Below are 15,685 nucleotides of genomic sequence, written 5' to 3'. Positions count from 1 at the left end.
CGGATACAGAACGCCAGTTCCCAAACTTGCCCCGAAGTCGACCAGGAGTACGACAGATGTTCGACCGTGGATCCCCCTGGACGGACGGCACGACGCACGAGAGGCCGCCTCCCCGGCCCTGCTCCCGGCCGTCCCGCTTCCCGTTCACGCGCCGACCGGCCGCCGGCCGCCACCGCCGGGGGACGGCCGCCCAGCCCGAACACCGGGGGCCGGAGGGGCGGCGGAAGGTCTGGGACGCGAGACAGCGGGCTCGGGCCGAGCAACTCGGCCTGCTTGAGCCCGGCTGGCTGGTGATGTACGGGGCCTACTCCCGCCGCTTCTACGCCATCGCCCGCATCTCCGAGGTCTGCGAACCGCTCCTCCAAGCGGCCACCCCGGAAGAGCTCCGCACCCTCATGCGCGGGTCCGAACTCGCTGGCCTCGCCCCCGCGCGCCGGTCGCGGACGGGGCGCCCGGCCGGAGACGGCCTCGTCCGGCCGGGGTCGCGGCCGTGAGCGACCTGGTGATGTTCGGGATGCCGGAGGAGGCCGCCGAGGAGCACCGCCGGGCGCTCGGCGATCTGCGGAAGGAATTGGAGTCGCACGGCCTGCGCTGCCGTCCCGTCGAGCGCATCCACCTCTCCATGCGGCGGGGCTACTACCCGCCCGTCCTGCGCCCCCCGGAGATGGACGTCTACGCCGACGCCCGGCTGATCGTCACCGTCACCGTGGTCGACGTGCCGAACGGCGGAGCCTGGCACCTCGTCAAACAGCCCGACGGCCTGCCCGTGGAGGCCCACAGCGCCGACGACCCGTCATCGGCCGCCACCGCCATCGCCGCGCGTGCCTGCCCGCCGTGATCCGGCCGAAGGGCGCCGACACGGGATCACGCAAGGCCCGGGGAATCACGCCAACGGCTGGAGGAGGGTCACGCCAGGGCCTCGCCCAGTTCGGCCGCCGCCTGGACGACGCGGGGGCCGAGGGTGGCGGTGTCGAGGGCGCCGAAGGTCACGATGCCGACGGACGCCTCCAGCCAGGGCACGCTCGGCAGCGGAGCGGCGACGCCGCGCGCGCCCTCCTGGAGCTGGCCCTCGGTGACCTGGAACCCGGTGCGCCCGGCGCGGTGCGCCAGGATCGCCAGGCCGGCCGCGCCGCGCGCAAGCGGGTGGCGCGAGCCCTCCCGGTAGGCCACGTGCAGGTCGGTCCAGGTCGGCTCGACGACGGCGATGGCCAGACCCTCGTCGCCCTCGGCGGCCGTCAGGTGGGCGGTGGCCCCGGTGTCCTCGGCGAGGCGCCGCAGCGCGGGCAGCGCGGCGGCGCGCAACAACGGCTGGACGGCGCGCGCCAGGGCCAGCACGCCGAAGCCCAGGTGGGCGCGGCCCTCGGCGTCCCTGCGGGCGAAGCCCTCGTTCTGCAGCGTGGTGAGCAGCCGGTAGACGATGGGGCGGCTCAGGCCCAGCTCCTGCGCCAGCTCGGTCGGCGTGCGCCCGCGATGGCCGTCGGCGAGCAGGCGCAGCAGCCGGAGCCCTCGCTCCAGGGTCTGCGCCGACTCGGGGCCGGCCTTGCCTTCGCGCACCTGTCGATTATGCGAGGTCGGGCCGCATCTGCGGGGCGCGAAGGGAGGGAACGGCGCGGCGCCGGGCGTGCCCGTGTGATTCCTGTTAGCTAGGTGAATTCCGTGCGATGCACTGGTCGAGTAGATCTGTCCCCGATACAGTCGTTTCGATCGTTTTAGGTGATCACTAGGATGCCCCCCGCCCAAGGAGACGCTTGATGCGCATCAGGAGAGCCATCGCCCTCAGCGCGGTCCTGACCGGCCTCGCGGTGAGCCTTCCTGCCGCCTCGGCGTTCTCCGAGGACGGCGCGGACGACTGCAAGAACTACAGCAACGGCGGCCCGCAGTCGGGCCCGCAGTGCTTCTGGATGGCCCCGACGCCCCAGGACGCGCTGGACATCGTGCGTTTCTGGGCCAAGGACGACAGCGCCAACCTCAGGGGCGCGGAAGAGTACCCGATCGGCTGGATCGACTGCACCGTCGAGCAGTGCAGCACCGAGGGCGAGGGCGACGGCGAGGCCCGCGGCGAGGGCGACCCCGCCCCCGAGGGCTTCGTCGAGGACACCGCCCCGCCCACCTGCCCGACGGCGGGCGAGCAGTGCTCGGTGTCGCCGGAGGAGATCGCCGCCGCCGCGCGGACCGCCGCCGGCCAGGCCGTCGCCGCCGCGGCCGCGAGCGGCATGCGGGTGTGGATCGACACCGAGCTGCTCGACGACTACAAGGGCGGCGCCGCCGCGTTCGCCGCCGCCGTCAAGCAGGTCGCCGCGCTGGCCGCGCAGCCGGGCGTCGTCGGCGTCCGCTACACCTCCCAGCTCGGCTACAACGGCGCCGTCAAGACGCCCGAGGAGATGACGGCGTTCGCCACGGCCGCCGCCTCCGCGCTGCGCCAGGCCGCCCCCGGCAAGAAGCTCGGCGTGCACACCGTCGTCCCGGCCTTCGGCTGCGGGGCGAGCGACGCCTGCACCGCCGAGATGGACAAGAAGTACCCGCTGCTCACCCCGCAGCACATCGAGCCGCTGCTCACCACCGGCGCCGTCGACCAGCTCGTGCTCGACAGCGGCCTGCTGCAGACCGCGTACTCGCCCTGGAAGATCACGCTCCAGCAGGCGCAGCGCAACCAGTGGAGCAAGGTCAAGGCGCTGGCGTGGGACACGCTCGTGCAGATCGGCGCCGAGGACGCCGGCCTGGCCGGCAAGGACGCCTCCCCGCTGACCGCCGCGCAGGCCGCCACGGTGACCCAGCAGCGCATCGCGAGCCCGCTGAAGGACGGCGCCGCCACCGTCAACCTCTGGACCCGCTGGCAGGACGGCCAGGGCGCCACCTACCGGGTCATGAAGTCGGGCCTGGCCGCCACGCCCACCTGGGAGCAGCTCGACAAGCTGGAGCCGCTCCAGCGGCGCCTGTCGACCATCTTCGACCCGGCGAGCCCCGAGGTCGGCATCGCCCAGGACGTGAAGAAGCTGTCGGAGGTCTTCAGCCAGATCTACGTCACCGGCTGACGTCACCAGCCGCACACGAAGACGGTCCGCCGCGCCGCCCCCCGAGGGCCGCGCGGCGGACCGTTCTCCGGGTCCCTCCGGTCAGCCGCTCGGCGTCGCCGCCGGCTGCTGGCGCGAGAGGTCCTCGCACGAGCCGTCGCTGCCGGCGCCCTGGGCCGAGGGGAGCTCGCCGGCCACCGCCACCCGGGTCTGCGCCGTCAGGGCCAGCACGCTGCCCGCGGGCGCGCCCGTGACGGCCGCGTCGACCACCGTGCCGCGCTCGCCGAGGAAGTCGCGGGTCTCGGGGGCGAAGACGAGCTGCGTCAGCAGGCCGTGCTCCACCCGCCCGAGCGCGACGCCCTCGCGTCCGGCCGCGTCCTCGACGCCCTCGGCGACCTCCACGCCTGGGATCGTCTTGCCCGCCTCGAACAGCGCCTCCCGCTGGGCGCGCGGCAGGTAGTTCTCGCGCAGCAGGTCGCCGATCCTGGTCCAGGCGGCGTCGTCGGGGGTGTTCTTGCCGTGGTCCTCTTGGGCGTAGAGATGCTCGCGCATCCCGGCCGCGTCCGCCGGCAGCGTGCTGAGGTAGGCGAAGTCGGTCCGCAGGCTGTCGGGCGTGCTCGGACAGTGCCCGTCGATCTCGTGTAGGGCGGAGCCCTCGTTCTCCAGCCCTTCCTGCGGGAGGGGCTGGCCGGGGAAGGCCTTCGGCTCAAGGTGGTCGATGCGCAGCAGGCCGGCCTGGCTCCCGTCGACCGACTTCCAGATCTGCCGCTTGGTGCGGTACAGGTGCCGGATCGGCGGCTCGCCCTCCTTGGTGTACCTCTCCGACGGGTACATCGTCTCCGACTCCACCATGATGAACTGGCCCGGCTTCGGGTCCAGCTCGGCGACGTCGGCCGGTGGCGCCACCGACACCGACTGGGGGCCGTTCCCCCCGGACGCCGGCCCCGGCGCGGGCGGCGACGACAGCGCCACGCCCACCCCGCCCACCAGCGCCACCGTCAGCCCGAAGGCCCCCACGGCTTGCCACCCCATCCACGGCACGCGGAACCGGCGCGGCCTGGCCGCCTCGTCCAGCAGGAGGCGGCGCGCCGCCTCGCGGGCCTCGGCCGGGTACGGGGGCGCGGCCGGCCGGCCTTCGGCGAACAGTCTGATCTCGTCATCCATCGCGGTTCTCCAGGGAAAGGGGGTCGGCGCCGCCGAGGGACCTGCGCACCTTCGCGCGCACGCGGTGCAGGCGCGATCGCACCGTGCCGATGGGGACGCCCAGCGCCTGGGCGACGTCCTCGTAGCTCAGGTCGGTCCACGCCACCAGCAACAGCAGGTCGCGCTCGCCCGGCGAGAGCCGCGACAGCACGCGGGCGAGCCGCGGCTGCAGCTGCTCGGCGGTGACCCGCTCGGCGCTGCGGTCGTCGAAAGAGCCGGGCCGGTCGGCCGCGACCCGGGACATCGCCCTGATGCGCCGCCGCTCGGCCCTGCGGTGCTGCGACGTGAGGTTCGTCGCCATGCCGTACAGCCAGGGCCGGGCGTCCGGCCGGGCGCGGTCGTACCGCGCCCGGGAGCGGAACGCGACCAGGAAGACCTCCGCCACGACGTCCTCGGCGGGCCCGGGCCCGAGCCGCCTCGCCACGTACTGGAAGATCTCGCCGGCGTGCCGGTCGAACACCGTCGCGAACAGCTCGGGCTGGTCGACCGATCGCCCGATCACGGTCGCGTCGTCCAGGTGTGAGCCGTCGAGCAGTGCCTGCGCACTCACCACGCGCTGTCCTCTCGGGATTCCGGTGCGGTCACCCCGTACTTGGCCGCACCCGGCACCCCGGTTCCCACTTCCCGCGAAAAGCTAGGACTCCAATTTGCGGGCCAGCGTCTCGCGCCTCGCCTCAAGGGCGTCCGCCAGCGCCTCCTGCTCCTCGGCCATGGTGATCAGCGTGGCGGTCTCCGCGGCGTCGGTGGGGGAGTCGGCGTTCTCCCCGACGCTGCGCCGCAGCTCCGCGGCGGTCTCGCGCAGCCGGGCCAGATCCTCCTCCACGACGCGGAGCTCCTCACGGATGGCGGCCTCGTCCTCGGCCATCGGCACTCGCCCCTCTCGCAACGGGCCCGCCTTCCGAAGGCGGGCCGTCCTCCCCCGGGGCTCAGGCGCCCCGGGCGTCCCTGGCATCTTCCCCGGTCTCGCGACGCATCACTTCCTCCCGCCGGGTAGAAGCCCCGGGCGCGGCTAACACGGAATGCCGCGAATGCCGACAAGAACCTACTAAGGTGCTGGGCGACCGAGCACGCGAGGAGAGCGATGAGCGAGTACGCGGTGACCTTCGATCTGGTCGACGCCGACAAGGACGGGCTCATTTCGGCCGGGGAGCTGCTGCACCTCATGGAGGTGCTGGGCCAGCCGGTCTCGACCGAGGCCGCCGACGCGGCGATCAAGAAGCTCGACCTGGACGGCGACGGCCGCATCTCCCTGGAGGAGTTCTCGCGGTACCTGGCGGCCACCACCGGCTGACGGGCGGCGGTCCTAGGCTCGCGCGTACGCCGGCCGCCGGTGCCGCGCACGCGCCGACGGCCCACCCGCCGCCGTGCCCGGCAGCTCGGACGGCATGCCGTTCAGCGTCATCACCAGGGTCGTCCCGTACACCACGTGCGCGGCGGCCATGACGGCCTGGCGTCCGGGCCGGTCGCGGTGGGCGGGCGGCAGAATGCCCATGGCGGGCACCCAGCCCTGGTAGCTGGCGGCCCAGATGGCCATGCCGTAGACGGCGCCCAGCTGCGGCCGCGCCCTGCGGCCGTCCACGACGACCGCGAACAGGGCGCCGGCGGCGGCGCCGAACGCGAAGTGGGCGATCGCGCCGAGCATGCCCTCGCCCGGCTTGGGCCGCCGCTTGTGACCGGGCAGGAAGGCCCGCATGATGCGTTTCGGCGGCTGGTCGCGCATCAGCCCGGCACGGTCGCCGGCGATCATCAGCGCGCTCATGCAGGCGGTCGCGACCACGCCGCCGGCGGCGCCCCGCTTGAGATCACGGATCATGCGGGCTACGTCCCCTGGCCTCGATACGGGGAAACCGGCGGCCATTCCATACTTTGACGTGGAAACCACGCCGGTCGTCAGGGGACCGCTGAGTCGGCGTCCTGGGCGGACACCGCCTCGACGCCCTCGATCCGCATCAGCTCCCCGGCCAGCTCGGTGACCCGGTGCGGCCCGTGCACGGTGAGCCACACCGAGACGGCCCGCGGGTTGTCGTGCGGGGCGCGCTTGTCGACGGTCATCTCGTCCACGCCGAACCCGACCTCGGTGCACCTCGCCAGCACGTTCCGCAGCACGCCGTGGTGGCCGAGGTAGCGCAGGTGCAGCCGCGAGGGCGCGTGCTTGGAGTGCGGGAGCCAACCGGCCACCGGGGTCAGCAGGAAGATCGTCGCGAAGTGGCCGGCGGTGGCGACCAGGGCCAGCAGCCACAGCCCCGCCCCGGCGGTCAGCCCGACGGCGCACGTCAGCCAGATCGACGCCGCGGTGGTCAGGCCCCGGACGCTGTCGCGGCGCACGAAGATCAGGCCGGCGCCGATGAAGCCGATGCCCGAGACGACCTGGGCGGCCACCCGGGAGGGGTCCAGGAGCACGTGCTGGGAGAGCACGTCGCCGAAGCCGTACTTCGACACCAGCATCATCAGCGCGGAGGCGAAGCCGACCAGGGTGTGGGTGCGCAGGCCCGCGCTCTTGGCGCGGATCTCCCGCTCCAGGCCGATCGCGGCCGAGAGCACGAACGCCAGGCCGAGGCAGCCGAGCTGAGGCCACCCCTGCCCGGCGAGGTCTCCGAGGCCCGCCAGCGTCATCGATCCAGATTAGACCAGGTCAGCGGCATGATCAGGTGGCGGCCCGCGCTTACCCGATGGCGGCCGTGAGCACCCGGGGGGCCTCGGCCAGCGACGGGCCGTACCAGGTGAGGTGACGCCCGCTGACCAGCGCGGCCTGGACGCCCGGGAAGAAGCCGGGGCCGTCGTCGGCGGTGAAGCGGTAGGGCTCGTCGGGCAGCACCACCAGGTCGGGGCCGGCGGCCAGCAGCTCGGGCAGCGGGACGCGGGGGTAGCGCTCCGCATGGCTCCCGTAGAGGTTGCGGACGCCCAGGCGCAGCAGCAGGTCGCCGGCGAAGGTGTCACGCCCCACCACCATCCACGGCTTGCGCCACACCGGGATGACCGCCCGGCGGTCGTACCGCGCGAGGTCGTCGCCCCACGCCCGCTCGGCGTCCCGCAGCCAGCCGGGCTCGGGCAGGCCCATGGCGGTGCCGAGCATGCGGCGCAGCGACGCGAACGCGTCGTCCAGGGTGCGGACGACCGTCACCCAGACGGGGATCCCGGCGGCGCGCAGCGCGTCCAGGTCGGGGACGCGGTTCTCCTCCTCGTTGGCGAGCACCAGGTCGGGGGCGAGCGCGATGATCGCCTCGACGTCGGGGTTCTTCGTGCCCCGCACGCGCGCCACGTCGAGACCGGCCGGGTGGGAGCACCAGTCGGTGGCTCCGGCGAGCAGCCCGGGGGCGGTGGCCGCCACCGACTCGGTCAGCGAGGGGACCAGCGAGACCACCCGGCGCACGGCTCCCGGGATCGGGACGGGCAGCCCCAGGTCGTCGTGCACGATCGGCATCCGGCCGCGCTCCTCCGGGATCGGGGTCACTCTCGCGAGAACTGTACGGCCCGCTCCCACTGGGCGGAGCGCTCATGCGGGGGCAGCAGCGCGCAGTCGTCGCACAGGCCGCCGCCGGGGACGCGGTAGTACAGGCAGCAGCTCCTCCTGACGAAGAAGTGCACGCCCGGGGCCGGTTCGGCGGGGTGCCCCGTGTCGGCGAGCACCCCGAGGGCGAGCAGCTCGGTGATCAGCCGCGCCGCCCGGGGCGCGAGGTCGGGCCGGGCGGGGGGAAGGGTGCGCAGCGTCGCGGCCAGGGCCGAGGCGGCGTTGCCCCACAGCATCGCGGGCGCCGCCTTCGAGACCTCGTGGAACGCCGCCACGAGTGGGCCGAGCAGCTCGGTCGCCACCGCGCGGTACACCGCGCCGGCCTGCTCGGCGTCGCCGTCGACCCTGGCCCAGCCCGCCGCCGTACCGGCCGTCCACAGGGGGAGCGGGCCGGTGGCGGCGGGCAGCCAGTGGACGTGCGTGGCGGGGGCCACGGCGACGAGCCCGTGCGCCACGGCGGCGCCGACCATCGGCGACCAGAGGCGCGCGGCCAGGCCCTGGAACAGGATCGACGCGGCGACCCGCGTCTCGGACGTCCCCAGCCGCCGCCCGTAGTCGGTGATCTTGGCTCGGAGCGCGGCGGTGTCGGCGTGCAGGTCGCCCAGCGGGCGCCAGGACGGATCGTCCTGCTCGGACGCGTCCGTGGAGATCGCGAAGTACGGCCCGATGGCCGACACGTGTGCCAGAGCGTTGACGATGTCCACGCCGCGCGCAGCCTCCGGGGTCCGGTCCGAACGGCGCACCCGTCCGCCGCCGCACCCGCCAGCCTGCCACACCAGCACCGGGCCCGCCCCTTCGCGGGCCACGGCCTTCCCGGGCCGTCCGGCCCTCGGCGCGCTGCCCGGCCCTTCGCACGCCGCCAGGCTTTCGAACGCCGGCCGGCCGGGGTCAGGCCGGTGCGCCGGTGGCCGGGTGGGGGTCGTCGGGGTCCTCGGGGAGCAGGCCGGTGGGGACGGCGGCGATGGCCTCGATCTCGACGTGCAGTTCGGGCGTGCCCAGGGCGGCGATGATCGCCAGCGAGTTGGCCGGGTAGTCGCCGTCCGGGTACCAGCGGTCGAAGACCTCCCGCCGCGCCAACCGCTGGCCCTCCAGGTGCTCCAGGCCGGTGATCATCGTGAAGAGCTTCACCAGGTGCTGGGGGCCCGCGCCCAGGGTGCCGAGCAGCTGTTCCAGGTTCACGTAGATCTGCCGGGTCTGCGCTCCGGCGTCGACGCCCGCGAGCGTGCCGTCGGGCAGGATTCCGAACTGCCCGGCGATCCACACCAGGTCGTGGTCGTGCGGCACGCGCACCAGGTGGCTGTACTGGGCGATCGGCGGGGCCACGACGGCGGGGCTCCAGCGACGGATCATCGATCTCTCCCGTCCCGGCGGTTCCTAGCTCGATGATCTTATTCGGACGGATCGCCGATCTCCGGGCAGCGGATCGCCCGCCGCGTGGCGTGCCATTCCATTTCCCTCTGCGACCACCATTGACGCGTGCTATACCCGCTGCTCACGAGGCTTCTGCGGCGCACGTTGCGGCTCGGGCCGTATGTTACTCACAGGTAAGTAAATCGTAATGTGAGCTTGTCAAAGCGGCAAAGCGGACCCACATTCTGAGCATCAGCCGATCGGGGAAGAGTCTCTGGAGACCCGCTTGGACATCCGCCGCCGCACCCTCGTCATCCTCGCCGCAGTCGCCCTCGCGTTCGTGCCCGCCGCGTTCGTCCCGGCGGCCGCGCAAGCCCCGCCGGTCCCCGGCTCGATCGCGTCCATGGGCGACTCGATCACCCGCGGCTTCAACGCCTGCGGGTTCTACATCGACTGCACGTCCCGATCGTGGTCCACCGGTTCCAGCTCCAGCGTCAACAGCCACTACCTGCGCATCCGCGCCGTCAACCCGTCCCTCGTGGCCTACAACGACGCCCGCTCCGGCGCCAAGGTCGCGGACATGCCGGGCCAGGCCCAGCAGGCCGTCTCCCAGGGCGCCGACTACGTCACCGTCCTCATCGGCGCCAACGACGCCTGCACCTCGTCGGAGTCCTCGATGACGTCGACCGCCGACTTCGAGGCCCGCTTCCGTACCGCTCTGCAGACCCTGAGCGCCGGGATCCCCGACGTGGCGATCTTCGTTTCCAGCATCCCCGACATCAAGCGCCTCTGGGACGTCGGCCGGAACAGCAGCTCAGCCCGCACCGCCTGGGCGGCTCTCAGCATCTGCCAGTCGATGCTCGCCCGCCCCCGCTCCACCGACCAGGCCGACGTGGACCGCCGCGACCGCGTCCGCCAGCGCGTGGCCGACTACAACGCCATCATGTCCCGCGTCTGCGCCGAGCAGCCCCAGTGCCGCTACGACGGCGGCGCCGTCTTCTCCTACCCCTTCCAGCTCAGCCACCTGAGCACCTGGGACTACTTCCACCCCAACACCACCGGCCAGCGCCTCCTCGCGGAGATCACCTACCCCACCGGCTACGGCTGGTAGCCGGCTCCACCCCTCCCACGGGCCCCGCCCCCAAGGCGGGGCCCGTGGCCTTTCGCAGCGGATTGGCGATGTCGCACGAGGGGCGGTGGTCATCGACAGATCAGGGGATGAGGTAGGCGCTGTCGCGGGCGTCGGTCAGGGCCATGTGGCCGGGGGCGTGGCCGATGGCGAAGGGTGGGCGGGAGGTCATCACGGCTGCCTGGGGGGTGACGCCGCAGGCCCAGAAGACCGGGGTCTCGCCGGGGAGGATCTCCACCGGGTCGCCGAAGTCGGGCTTCGCCAGGTCGGCGATGCCGAGGGCGGCGGGGTCGCCCACGTGCACGGGGGCGCCGTGGACGGCGGGGTATCTGGCCGTCACGCGGACGGCCTCGGCGACCAGGCCGGCGGGGATCGGGCGCATGGAGACCACCAGCGGGCCCGACAGGCCGCCGGCCGGGCGGCAGGCGCGGTCGGTGCGGTACATGGGGACGTTCTTGCCGGCGGCGATGTGGCGCACCGGGACCCCGGCCTCCAGCAACGCGCCCTCAAAGGTGAAGCTGCACCCGATCAGGAAGCACACCAGGTCGTCACGCCAGTACGAGACGACGTCGGTGACCTCGGCGACCTGCTCGCCGTCCTCGTACACCCGGTACGCGGGCAGGTCGGTGCGCAGGTCGCCGCCGAAGATCGACGCGGACGTCTCGCCGGGCTCGGTCACGTCGAGCACCGGGCACGAGCGGGGGTTGCGCTGCGCGAACAGCAGGAAGTCGTACGCGCGGTCGCGGGGCAGCGCGAGCAGGTTCGCCTGCGCCCACCCGGCCGCCCATCCGGCCGTCGGCGTCACCAGCCCTTCGCGGAACCTCGCCCGCGCCTCCTCGGGGGTCAGCCGTGCCACGTCGGTCGCGGACCGGTTCATGAGGGTTCTCCTCTCGACAGGCGGAAGCGGACTCGCTGGCCGGGGCGGATCTGGGCGGCCTGGTCGACGTCGCGCTCGCGGACGACCGCGATCACCGGGTAGCCGCCCGTCACCGGGTGGTCGGCGAGGAACAGCGTGGGCTGACCCGACGGGGGCACCTGCAGGGCGCCCGGCACCATGCCCTCCGGCGGCAGCTCGCCCTCGCGCGAGCGTTCGAGCGGACGGCCGCGCAGCCGCATGCCCACCCGGTTGCTCTCCATCGTCACCTCGTACGGCTCCGCGCACAGCGCCTCCAGGGCGCCGGGGCGGAACCAGTCGTCACGCGGCCCGGGCACCACGCGCAGCACGGGCTCGCCGGGCGGCGCCTCGGCCGCCGGCGCCAGCTCGACCATGGGGAACGCCGCCGGCGGCGGCCCCACCGGCAGCAGCGAGCCCGCCTCTGGCCGGTCGGGGCCGAGGCCGGCGAGCACGTCCGTCGCCCGCGACCCCAGAACCTCCTCCACCGCCAGCCCGCCGCGCACCGCGACGTACGTGCGCAGGCCCCGCCGCGGCATGCCGAGCCGCAGCGTGGCCCCGTCGGGCAGGCGCTCGACCGACTGGTGGCCGATCGGCCGCGCCCGCCCGGCGGCGTCGACGACCGAGGCCGGGCACGCCGCGCCGGTCAGCGTGATCAGCAGGTCGCCGCGGGCCCGCGCCGCGAGCCCGCCCAGCGTCACCTCCAGCGCCGCCGCGCCCTCGGGGTTGGCCAGCAGCCGGTTGGCCAGGCGCAGCGCGCCGCGGTCGGCGGCGCCCGAACGCCCCACGCCGAGATGTCCCCGGCCCGGCCGGCCGAGGTCCTGCACGGTGGTCATCGGCCCGGTGGCCAGCACCTCCAGGGCCGGGCAGCCGTCGTGGAGCGCGTCAGCCACGCGGGGCCTCGGTGAAGCGGACCCGGGTGCCCGGACGCAGCAGCGCCGGCGGTTCGGCGGCGACGTCCCACACCCGCAGGCCGGTGCGGCCGATGAGCTGCCAGCCGCCGGGGGACTCGCGCGGGTAGACCGCGCTGAACTCGGCCGCCAGCGCCACCGAACCGGCGGGGACGCGGACCCGGGACTCGGTGCGGCGCGGGACGGCCAACCGGGGATCGCCGCCGACGAGGTACCCGAAACCAGGCGCGAAGCCGCAGAACGCGACGGTCCACGGCGACCCGGTGTGCGCCTGCACCACCTCACGCTCGGTCAGCCCGGTCAGCTCGGCCACGGCCGCGAGGTCGGCGCCGTCGTACACCACGGGCACCGTCACCTCGCCCCCGGCGCCCGGACGCCCGCCGGCGGGCCGCGCCCCCAGGACGGCCGACTCCACCGCGCCCTTGCGCGACGACGGCTCGAACCGGACCAGCAGCGTGCGCGCCGCCGGCAGCAGTTCGGTCACCCCCGGCGGCGGGTCGGCCACGAGCGCGTCGTACAGCGCGACGACCTCGTCCACGCCTTCCAGCTCCACCAGCAGCGCGCCGTCGCCGCACCGCCGCAGCCGCGGCCTCACCGCGACCCGCCCGCGAACGGGGCCAGGCTGATGCCGTGCCCGGTGAGCGCCGCCCGGACCTCGCGGGCCATCGCCACGGCGTCCGGGCTGTCGCCGTGGACACAGATCGAGCGGGCCCGGACGGTCAGCGGCGTGCCGTCGATGGAGGTGATCGGCTCGCCGAGGGCCATGCGCAGCGCGCGCGCCGCCACCTCGGCCGCGTCGTGCAGCACGGCGCCCGGACGGCCGCGCGGCACCAGCGTGCCCTCGGGCGTGTAGGCGCGGTCGGCGAAGCACTCGGTGACGACGGGCAGCCCGGCCGCCTCGGCCCGGCGCAGGAACACCGAGCCCGGCAGGCCCAGCACGGGCAGCCTGGGATCGTAGGCCCGGACGGCCGCCACGACGGCGTCCGCCTGGACCTGGTGGTGCACGATCGCATTGTAGAGCGCGCCGTGCGGCTTGACGTAGGTCACGCGGGTGCCCGCCAGCCGCGCGAACGCGTCCAGGGCGCCGATCTGGTAGACGACGTCGTCGGCCAGGTCGGCGGGCGGAACCTCGATGAAGCGCCGCCCGAAGCCCGCCAGGTCGCGGTAGCCGACCTGCGCGCCGACCGCCACGCCGCGCTCGGCCGCCGTGCGGCACGTGCGCCGCATGATCGACGGGTCGCCGGCGTGGAAGCCGCACGCCACGTTGGCGCTGGTGACCACCGCCAGCAGGGCCTCGTCGTCGCCGAGCTCCCAGCGGCCGAGCCCCTCCCCGAGATCGGAGTTGAGGTCGATGCTCACGAGTCGGTCGGGCACGGTGCGCTCCTCGTCGTCCAAGCCGAAGTCCCCTCCTAGGACAGTTCCCTGGCGCGGGTCTCCGGCAGCCCCAGCAGGGCCACGATGGCCAGCCCGTACGCCAGGGCGCCGAAGGCCATCGCGCCGCCGACGCTGTACGTCGTCGCCAGGTACCCGATGACGGTCGGGAAGAACGCGCCGACGCCGCGGCCCACGTTGTACGTGAACCCCTGCCCGGTGCCGCGCACACCGCTCGGGTACAGCTCCGACAGGAACGCGCCGAACCCGGAGAAGATCGCCGAGGAGGTGAAGCCGAGCGGGAAGCCGAGGAACATCACGTACCCGTCGGCGCTCGCGGGCAGCTGCGTGTACAGCAGGATGAGCACCCCGCTGAGCAGCGAGAAGATCGCGAACGTCTTCTTACGGCCGATCTTGTCGGTGAAGTACCCGCCGGTGAGGTAGCCGGAGAACGCGCCGGCGATGAGGAACGTCAGGTACCCGCCCGTGCCGATCACCGACAGGCCGCGCTCGGTCTTCAGGTAGGTCGGCACCCAGGTGGCGAGCGTGTAGTACCCGCCCTGCACGCCCGTGGCGAGCACCGTCGCGAAGAACGTCGTGCGCGCCAGGCCGCCGCGGAAGATGGCCGTGGTGGAGGCGCGCCCGGTCTCCTCGCGCATCTGCGTGAAGATCGGCGCGTCGGTGACGTTGCGCCGGACGTAGATGACCAGCAGCGCGGGCAGCGCGCCGGTCCAGAACAGCACGCGCCACGCCAGGTCCTGGTCGACGAACTGGAACAGCAGCGTGTAGACGACGACCGCCAGCCCCCAGCCGATGGCCCACGAGCTCTGGATCATCGCGACCGCCCGGCCGCGGTGGCGCGCCTTGGCGTACTCGGCGACCAGGATCGCCCCGGCCGCCCACTCGCCGCCGAAGCCGAGCCCCTGGAGCGCCCGGAAGACCAGCAGGGTCTCGTAGTTGGGCGCCAGCCCGCACAGGGCGGTGAACACCGCGTAGGTGACGACGGTGACCATCAGCGTCCTGGCCCGGCCGATGCGGTCGGCCAGGATGCCCGCCGCGATGCCGCCGAGCGCGGAGAAGACGAGCGTGGCGGTGGCCAGCAGGCCGGTCTGCGCGGTGCCGAGGTTGAAGGTCGCGGCGATCGCGACCAGGCTCAGCGGCAGGACCCAGAAGTCGTAGGAGTCGAGGCTGTAGCCGAGGAACGCTCCCTTGAAGGCCCGCCGGCCCTTGAGGCTGAGCGTGGTGTACCAGGCGAAGGCGGTGCCCTCGCGGTCCTCAAGCGTGTCGACGGCTGGTTGCGGCGTGGACGATGTGGTCATTCGCGCACCTCGTTGCCATGGCTACCGGCTGGGGACGCGGCCTCCGGCGGTGCCGGCGGCGCCCCTGCTTTCGCGTCCCTTGGCTCTCGACCGAGCCAACGCATTCAACATAAGAATCGTTCAACGATATGACAATAGTTTTGTGTTAACATTTCGTCACTCCGCTGCCGGGCGCCCGTCCACACGACCGGACGGCCGTGCTCGCGGCGGTGCGCGACCGGGCTCGTCCTGGTGCGACGGGGGTCCGGCGGGAGCGGGAGAAAGGCCATGGGAACGTGATGGACGGTACGGGGCAGGCTGCCGAACGTCTCGCGGCCGACCGGTCGCTGCTCGGGCGCGCCAGCACCGCCGAGCTCGTGGCGGCCATCCTGCGCGACCACATCATCGAGGGGCTGTTCGAGCCCGGCACCCGGCTGTCGGAGGAGTCCATCGGCACGATCCTGCGCGTGTCCCGCAACACCCTGCGCGAGGCCTTCCGGCTGCTGTCCCACGAGCGGCTGCTCGTGCACGAGCTCAACCGCGGCGTCTTCGTCCGCAGGCTCACCGCCGCCGACGTCGCCGACCTCTACCGGGTGCGCCGCCTCGTCGAGTGCGCCGCGCTGCGCCGCGCGCTCGACGCGCCCGAGCAGGCCCTCGCCCATCTGCGCGACGCCGTCCGCGGCGCCGAACAGGCCGCCGCCGAGCAGCGCTGGGGCGACGTCGGCACGGCCAACATGCGCTTCCACCAGGCCGTCGTCGAGCTGGCCGGCAGCTCCAGGCTGGACGAGATGATGCGCCAGGTGCTCGCCGAGCTGCGGCTGAGCTTCCACGCGATGAAGAACCCGCGCGCCTTCCACGAGCCCTACCTCAACCGCAACCGCGACATCCTCCAGCTCATCGAGGCGAAGGACACCGAGGGCGCCGAGCGGCTGCTGGAGGCCTACCTCACCGACGCCGAGCGCCAGCTCGTCCACGCCCACGCCTGAGCGCCCAGGTGTCATACGGGCAGGCC

20 protein-coding genes are annotated in these 15,685 nt (G+C 73.7%); 6 read left to right on the top strand and 14 right to left on the bottom strand.

The window, feature by feature from the left end; translation table 11 throughout:
• Positions 1–56 precede the first annotated feature (56 nt).
• Positions 57–494, top strand: a complete 438-nt coding sequence (locus tag PYR91_RS33490) for a hypothetical protein (protein WP_279786526.1) — start codon at positions 57–59, stop codon at positions 492–494.
• Positions 491–838, top strand: a complete 348-nt coding sequence (locus tag PYR91_RS33485) for a hypothetical protein (RefSeq protein WP_279786524.1) — start codon at positions 491–493, stop codon at positions 836–838. The genes PYR91_RS33490 and PYR91_RS33485 overlap by 4 nt, the downstream gene beginning before the upstream one ends.
• 68 nt (positions 839–906) lie before the next feature.
• On the opposite strand, the gene PYR91_RS33480 is transcribed toward PYR91_RS33485, so the two are convergent.
• A complete protein-coding gene (locus tag PYR91_RS33480; RefSeq protein WP_279786522.1) occupies positions 907–1,554 on the bottom strand; it encodes a helix-turn-helix domain-containing protein in 648 nt (215 codons plus the stop codon).
• Positions 1,555–1,751: 197 nt separating this feature from the next.
• Here PYR91_RS33480 and PYR91_RS33475 point away from each other — a divergent pair, with 197 nt between their 5' ends.
• On the top strand, positions 1,752–3,032 hold the full coding sequence (locus PYR91_RS33475) for a hypothetical protein (RefSeq protein WP_279786521.1): 1,281 nt from the start codon (positions 1,752–1,754) through the stop codon (positions 3,030–3,032).
• 81 nt (positions 3,033–3,113) lie between these two features.
• Here the strand turns inward: PYR91_RS33475 and PYR91_RS33470 are convergent, their stop codons facing one another.
• From PYR91_RS33470 to PYR91_RS33460, 3 genes are all read right to left on the bottom strand, one after another.
• On the bottom strand, positions 3,114–4,175 hold the full coding sequence (locus tag PYR91_RS33470; RefSeq protein ID WP_279786519.1) for a CU044_5270 family protein: 1,062 nt from the start codon (positions 4,173–4,175) through the stop codon (positions 3,114–3,116).
• Entirely contained in the window at positions 4,168–4,764 is a 597-nt protein-coding gene (locus PYR91_RS33465; protein WP_279786517.1) for an RNA polymerase sigma factor, read from the bottom strand. Before PYR91_RS33465 ends, PYR91_RS33470 begins: the two co-directional genes overlap by 8 nt.
• A gap of 84 nt (positions 4,765–4,848) precedes the next feature.
• Positions 4,849–5,100: a hypothetical protein gene (locus PYR91_RS33460; RefSeq protein ID WP_279786515.1), complete on the bottom strand. Its 252-nt coding sequence runs from the start codon at positions 5,098–5,100 to the stop codon at positions 4,849–4,851.
• Between the two features lie 195 nt (positions 5,101–5,295).
• Between PYR91_RS33460 and PYR91_RS33455 the strand changes: the two genes are divergently transcribed.
• On the top strand, positions 5,296–5,505 hold the full coding sequence (locus tag PYR91_RS33455) for an EF-hand domain-containing protein (RefSeq protein WP_279786513.1): 210 nt from the start codon (positions 5,296–5,298) through the stop codon (positions 5,503–5,505).
• Positions 5,506–5,517: 12 nt separating this feature from the next.
• Here PYR91_RS33455 and PYR91_RS33450 read toward each other — a convergent pair whose 3' ends face one another.
• The 5 genes from PYR91_RS33450 to PYR91_RS33430 form a co-directional block, all read right to left on the bottom strand.
• Complete coding sequence (locus tag PYR91_RS33450) at positions 5,518–6,027, bottom strand: DUF6789 family protein (protein ID WP_279786512.1); 510 nt, start codon at positions 6,025–6,027, stop codon at positions 5,518–5,520.
• Positions 6,028–6,104: 77 nt separating this feature from the next.
• Positions 6,105–6,827: an MgtC/SapB family protein gene (locus PYR91_RS33445; protein ID WP_279786511.1), complete on the bottom strand. Its 723-nt coding sequence runs from the start codon at positions 6,825–6,827 to the stop codon at positions 6,105–6,107.
• Positions 6,828–6,876: 49 nt separating this feature from the next.
• Entirely contained in the window at positions 6,877–7,635 is a 759-nt protein-coding gene (locus tag PYR91_RS33440; protein ID WP_279786509.1) for a helical backbone metal receptor, read from the bottom strand.
• Between the two features lie 26 nt (positions 7,636–7,661).
• On the bottom strand, positions 7,662–8,426 hold the full coding sequence (locus tag PYR91_RS33435) for a (2Fe-2S)-binding protein (protein WP_279786507.1): 765 nt from the start codon (positions 8,424–8,426) through the stop codon (positions 7,662–7,664).
• 184 nt (positions 8,427–8,610) lie between these two features.
• The gene (locus PYR91_RS33430) at positions 8,611–9,072 is read right to left on the bottom strand and encodes a RidA family protein (protein ID WP_279786505.1); all 462 of its coding nucleotides are present in this window, start codon (positions 9,070–9,072) and stop codon (positions 8,611–8,613) included.
• Positions 9,073–9,358: 286 nt separating this feature from the next.
• On the opposite strand from PYR91_RS33430, the gene PYR91_RS33425 reads away from it, so the two are divergent.
• Entirely contained in the window at positions 9,359–10,183 is an 825-nt protein-coding gene (locus PYR91_RS33425) for an SGNH/GDSL hydrolase family protein (protein WP_279786503.1), read from the top strand.
• 100 nt (positions 10,184–10,283) lie between these two features.
• Here PYR91_RS33425 and PYR91_RS33420 read toward each other — a convergent pair whose 3' ends face one another.
• Genes PYR91_RS33420 through PYR91_RS33400 form a run of 5 tightly spaced genes read right to left on the bottom strand, consistent with a single transcriptional unit; the run spans position 10,284 to position 14,694 of the window.
• Positions 10,284–11,078, bottom strand: a complete 795-nt coding sequence (locus PYR91_RS33420; RefSeq protein ID WP_279786501.1) for a putative hydro-lyase — start codon at positions 11,076–11,078, stop codon at positions 10,284–10,286.
• Positions 11,075–11,986, bottom strand: a complete 912-nt coding sequence (locus PYR91_RS33415) for a biotin-dependent carboxyltransferase family protein (RefSeq protein WP_279786499.1) — start codon at positions 11,984–11,986, stop codon at positions 11,075–11,077. Before PYR91_RS33415 ends, PYR91_RS33420 begins: the two co-directional genes overlap by 4 nt.
• On the bottom strand, positions 11,979–12,599 hold the full coding sequence (locus PYR91_RS33410) for an allophanate hydrolase subunit 1 (RefSeq protein ID WP_279786497.1): 621 nt from the start codon (positions 12,597–12,599) through the stop codon (positions 11,979–11,981). The genes PYR91_RS33415 and PYR91_RS33410 overlap by 8 nt, the downstream gene beginning before the upstream one ends.
• Entirely contained in the window at positions 12,596–13,363 is a 768-nt protein-coding gene (locus tag PYR91_RS33405; RefSeq protein ID WP_279786567.1) for a LamB/YcsF family protein, read from the bottom strand. The genes PYR91_RS33410 and PYR91_RS33405 overlap by 4 nt, the downstream gene beginning before the upstream one ends.
• 50 nt (positions 13,364–13,413) lie before the next feature.
• A complete protein-coding gene (locus PYR91_RS33400; RefSeq protein WP_279786495.1) occupies positions 13,414–14,694 on the bottom strand; it encodes an MFS transporter in 1,281 nt (426 codons plus the stop codon).
• A gap of 278 nt (positions 14,695–14,972) precedes the next feature.
• Between PYR91_RS33400 and PYR91_RS33395 the strand changes: the two genes are divergently transcribed.
• Positions 14,973–15,659, top strand: a complete 687-nt coding sequence (locus tag PYR91_RS33395; protein WP_279786493.1) for a GntR family transcriptional regulator — start codon at positions 14,973–14,975, stop codon at positions 15,657–15,659.
• The last annotated feature ends 26 nt before the right edge of the window (positions 15,660–15,685 follow it).

Source organism: Sphaerisporangium sp. TRM90804 (assembly GCF_029846175.1).
Classification (GTDB): Bacteria; Actinomycetota; Actinomycetes; order Streptosporangiales; family Streptosporangiaceae; genus Sphaerisporangium.
Note: the sequence above shows the minus strand (reverse complement) of the source record. Positions and strands in the feature narration are given on the sequence as shown.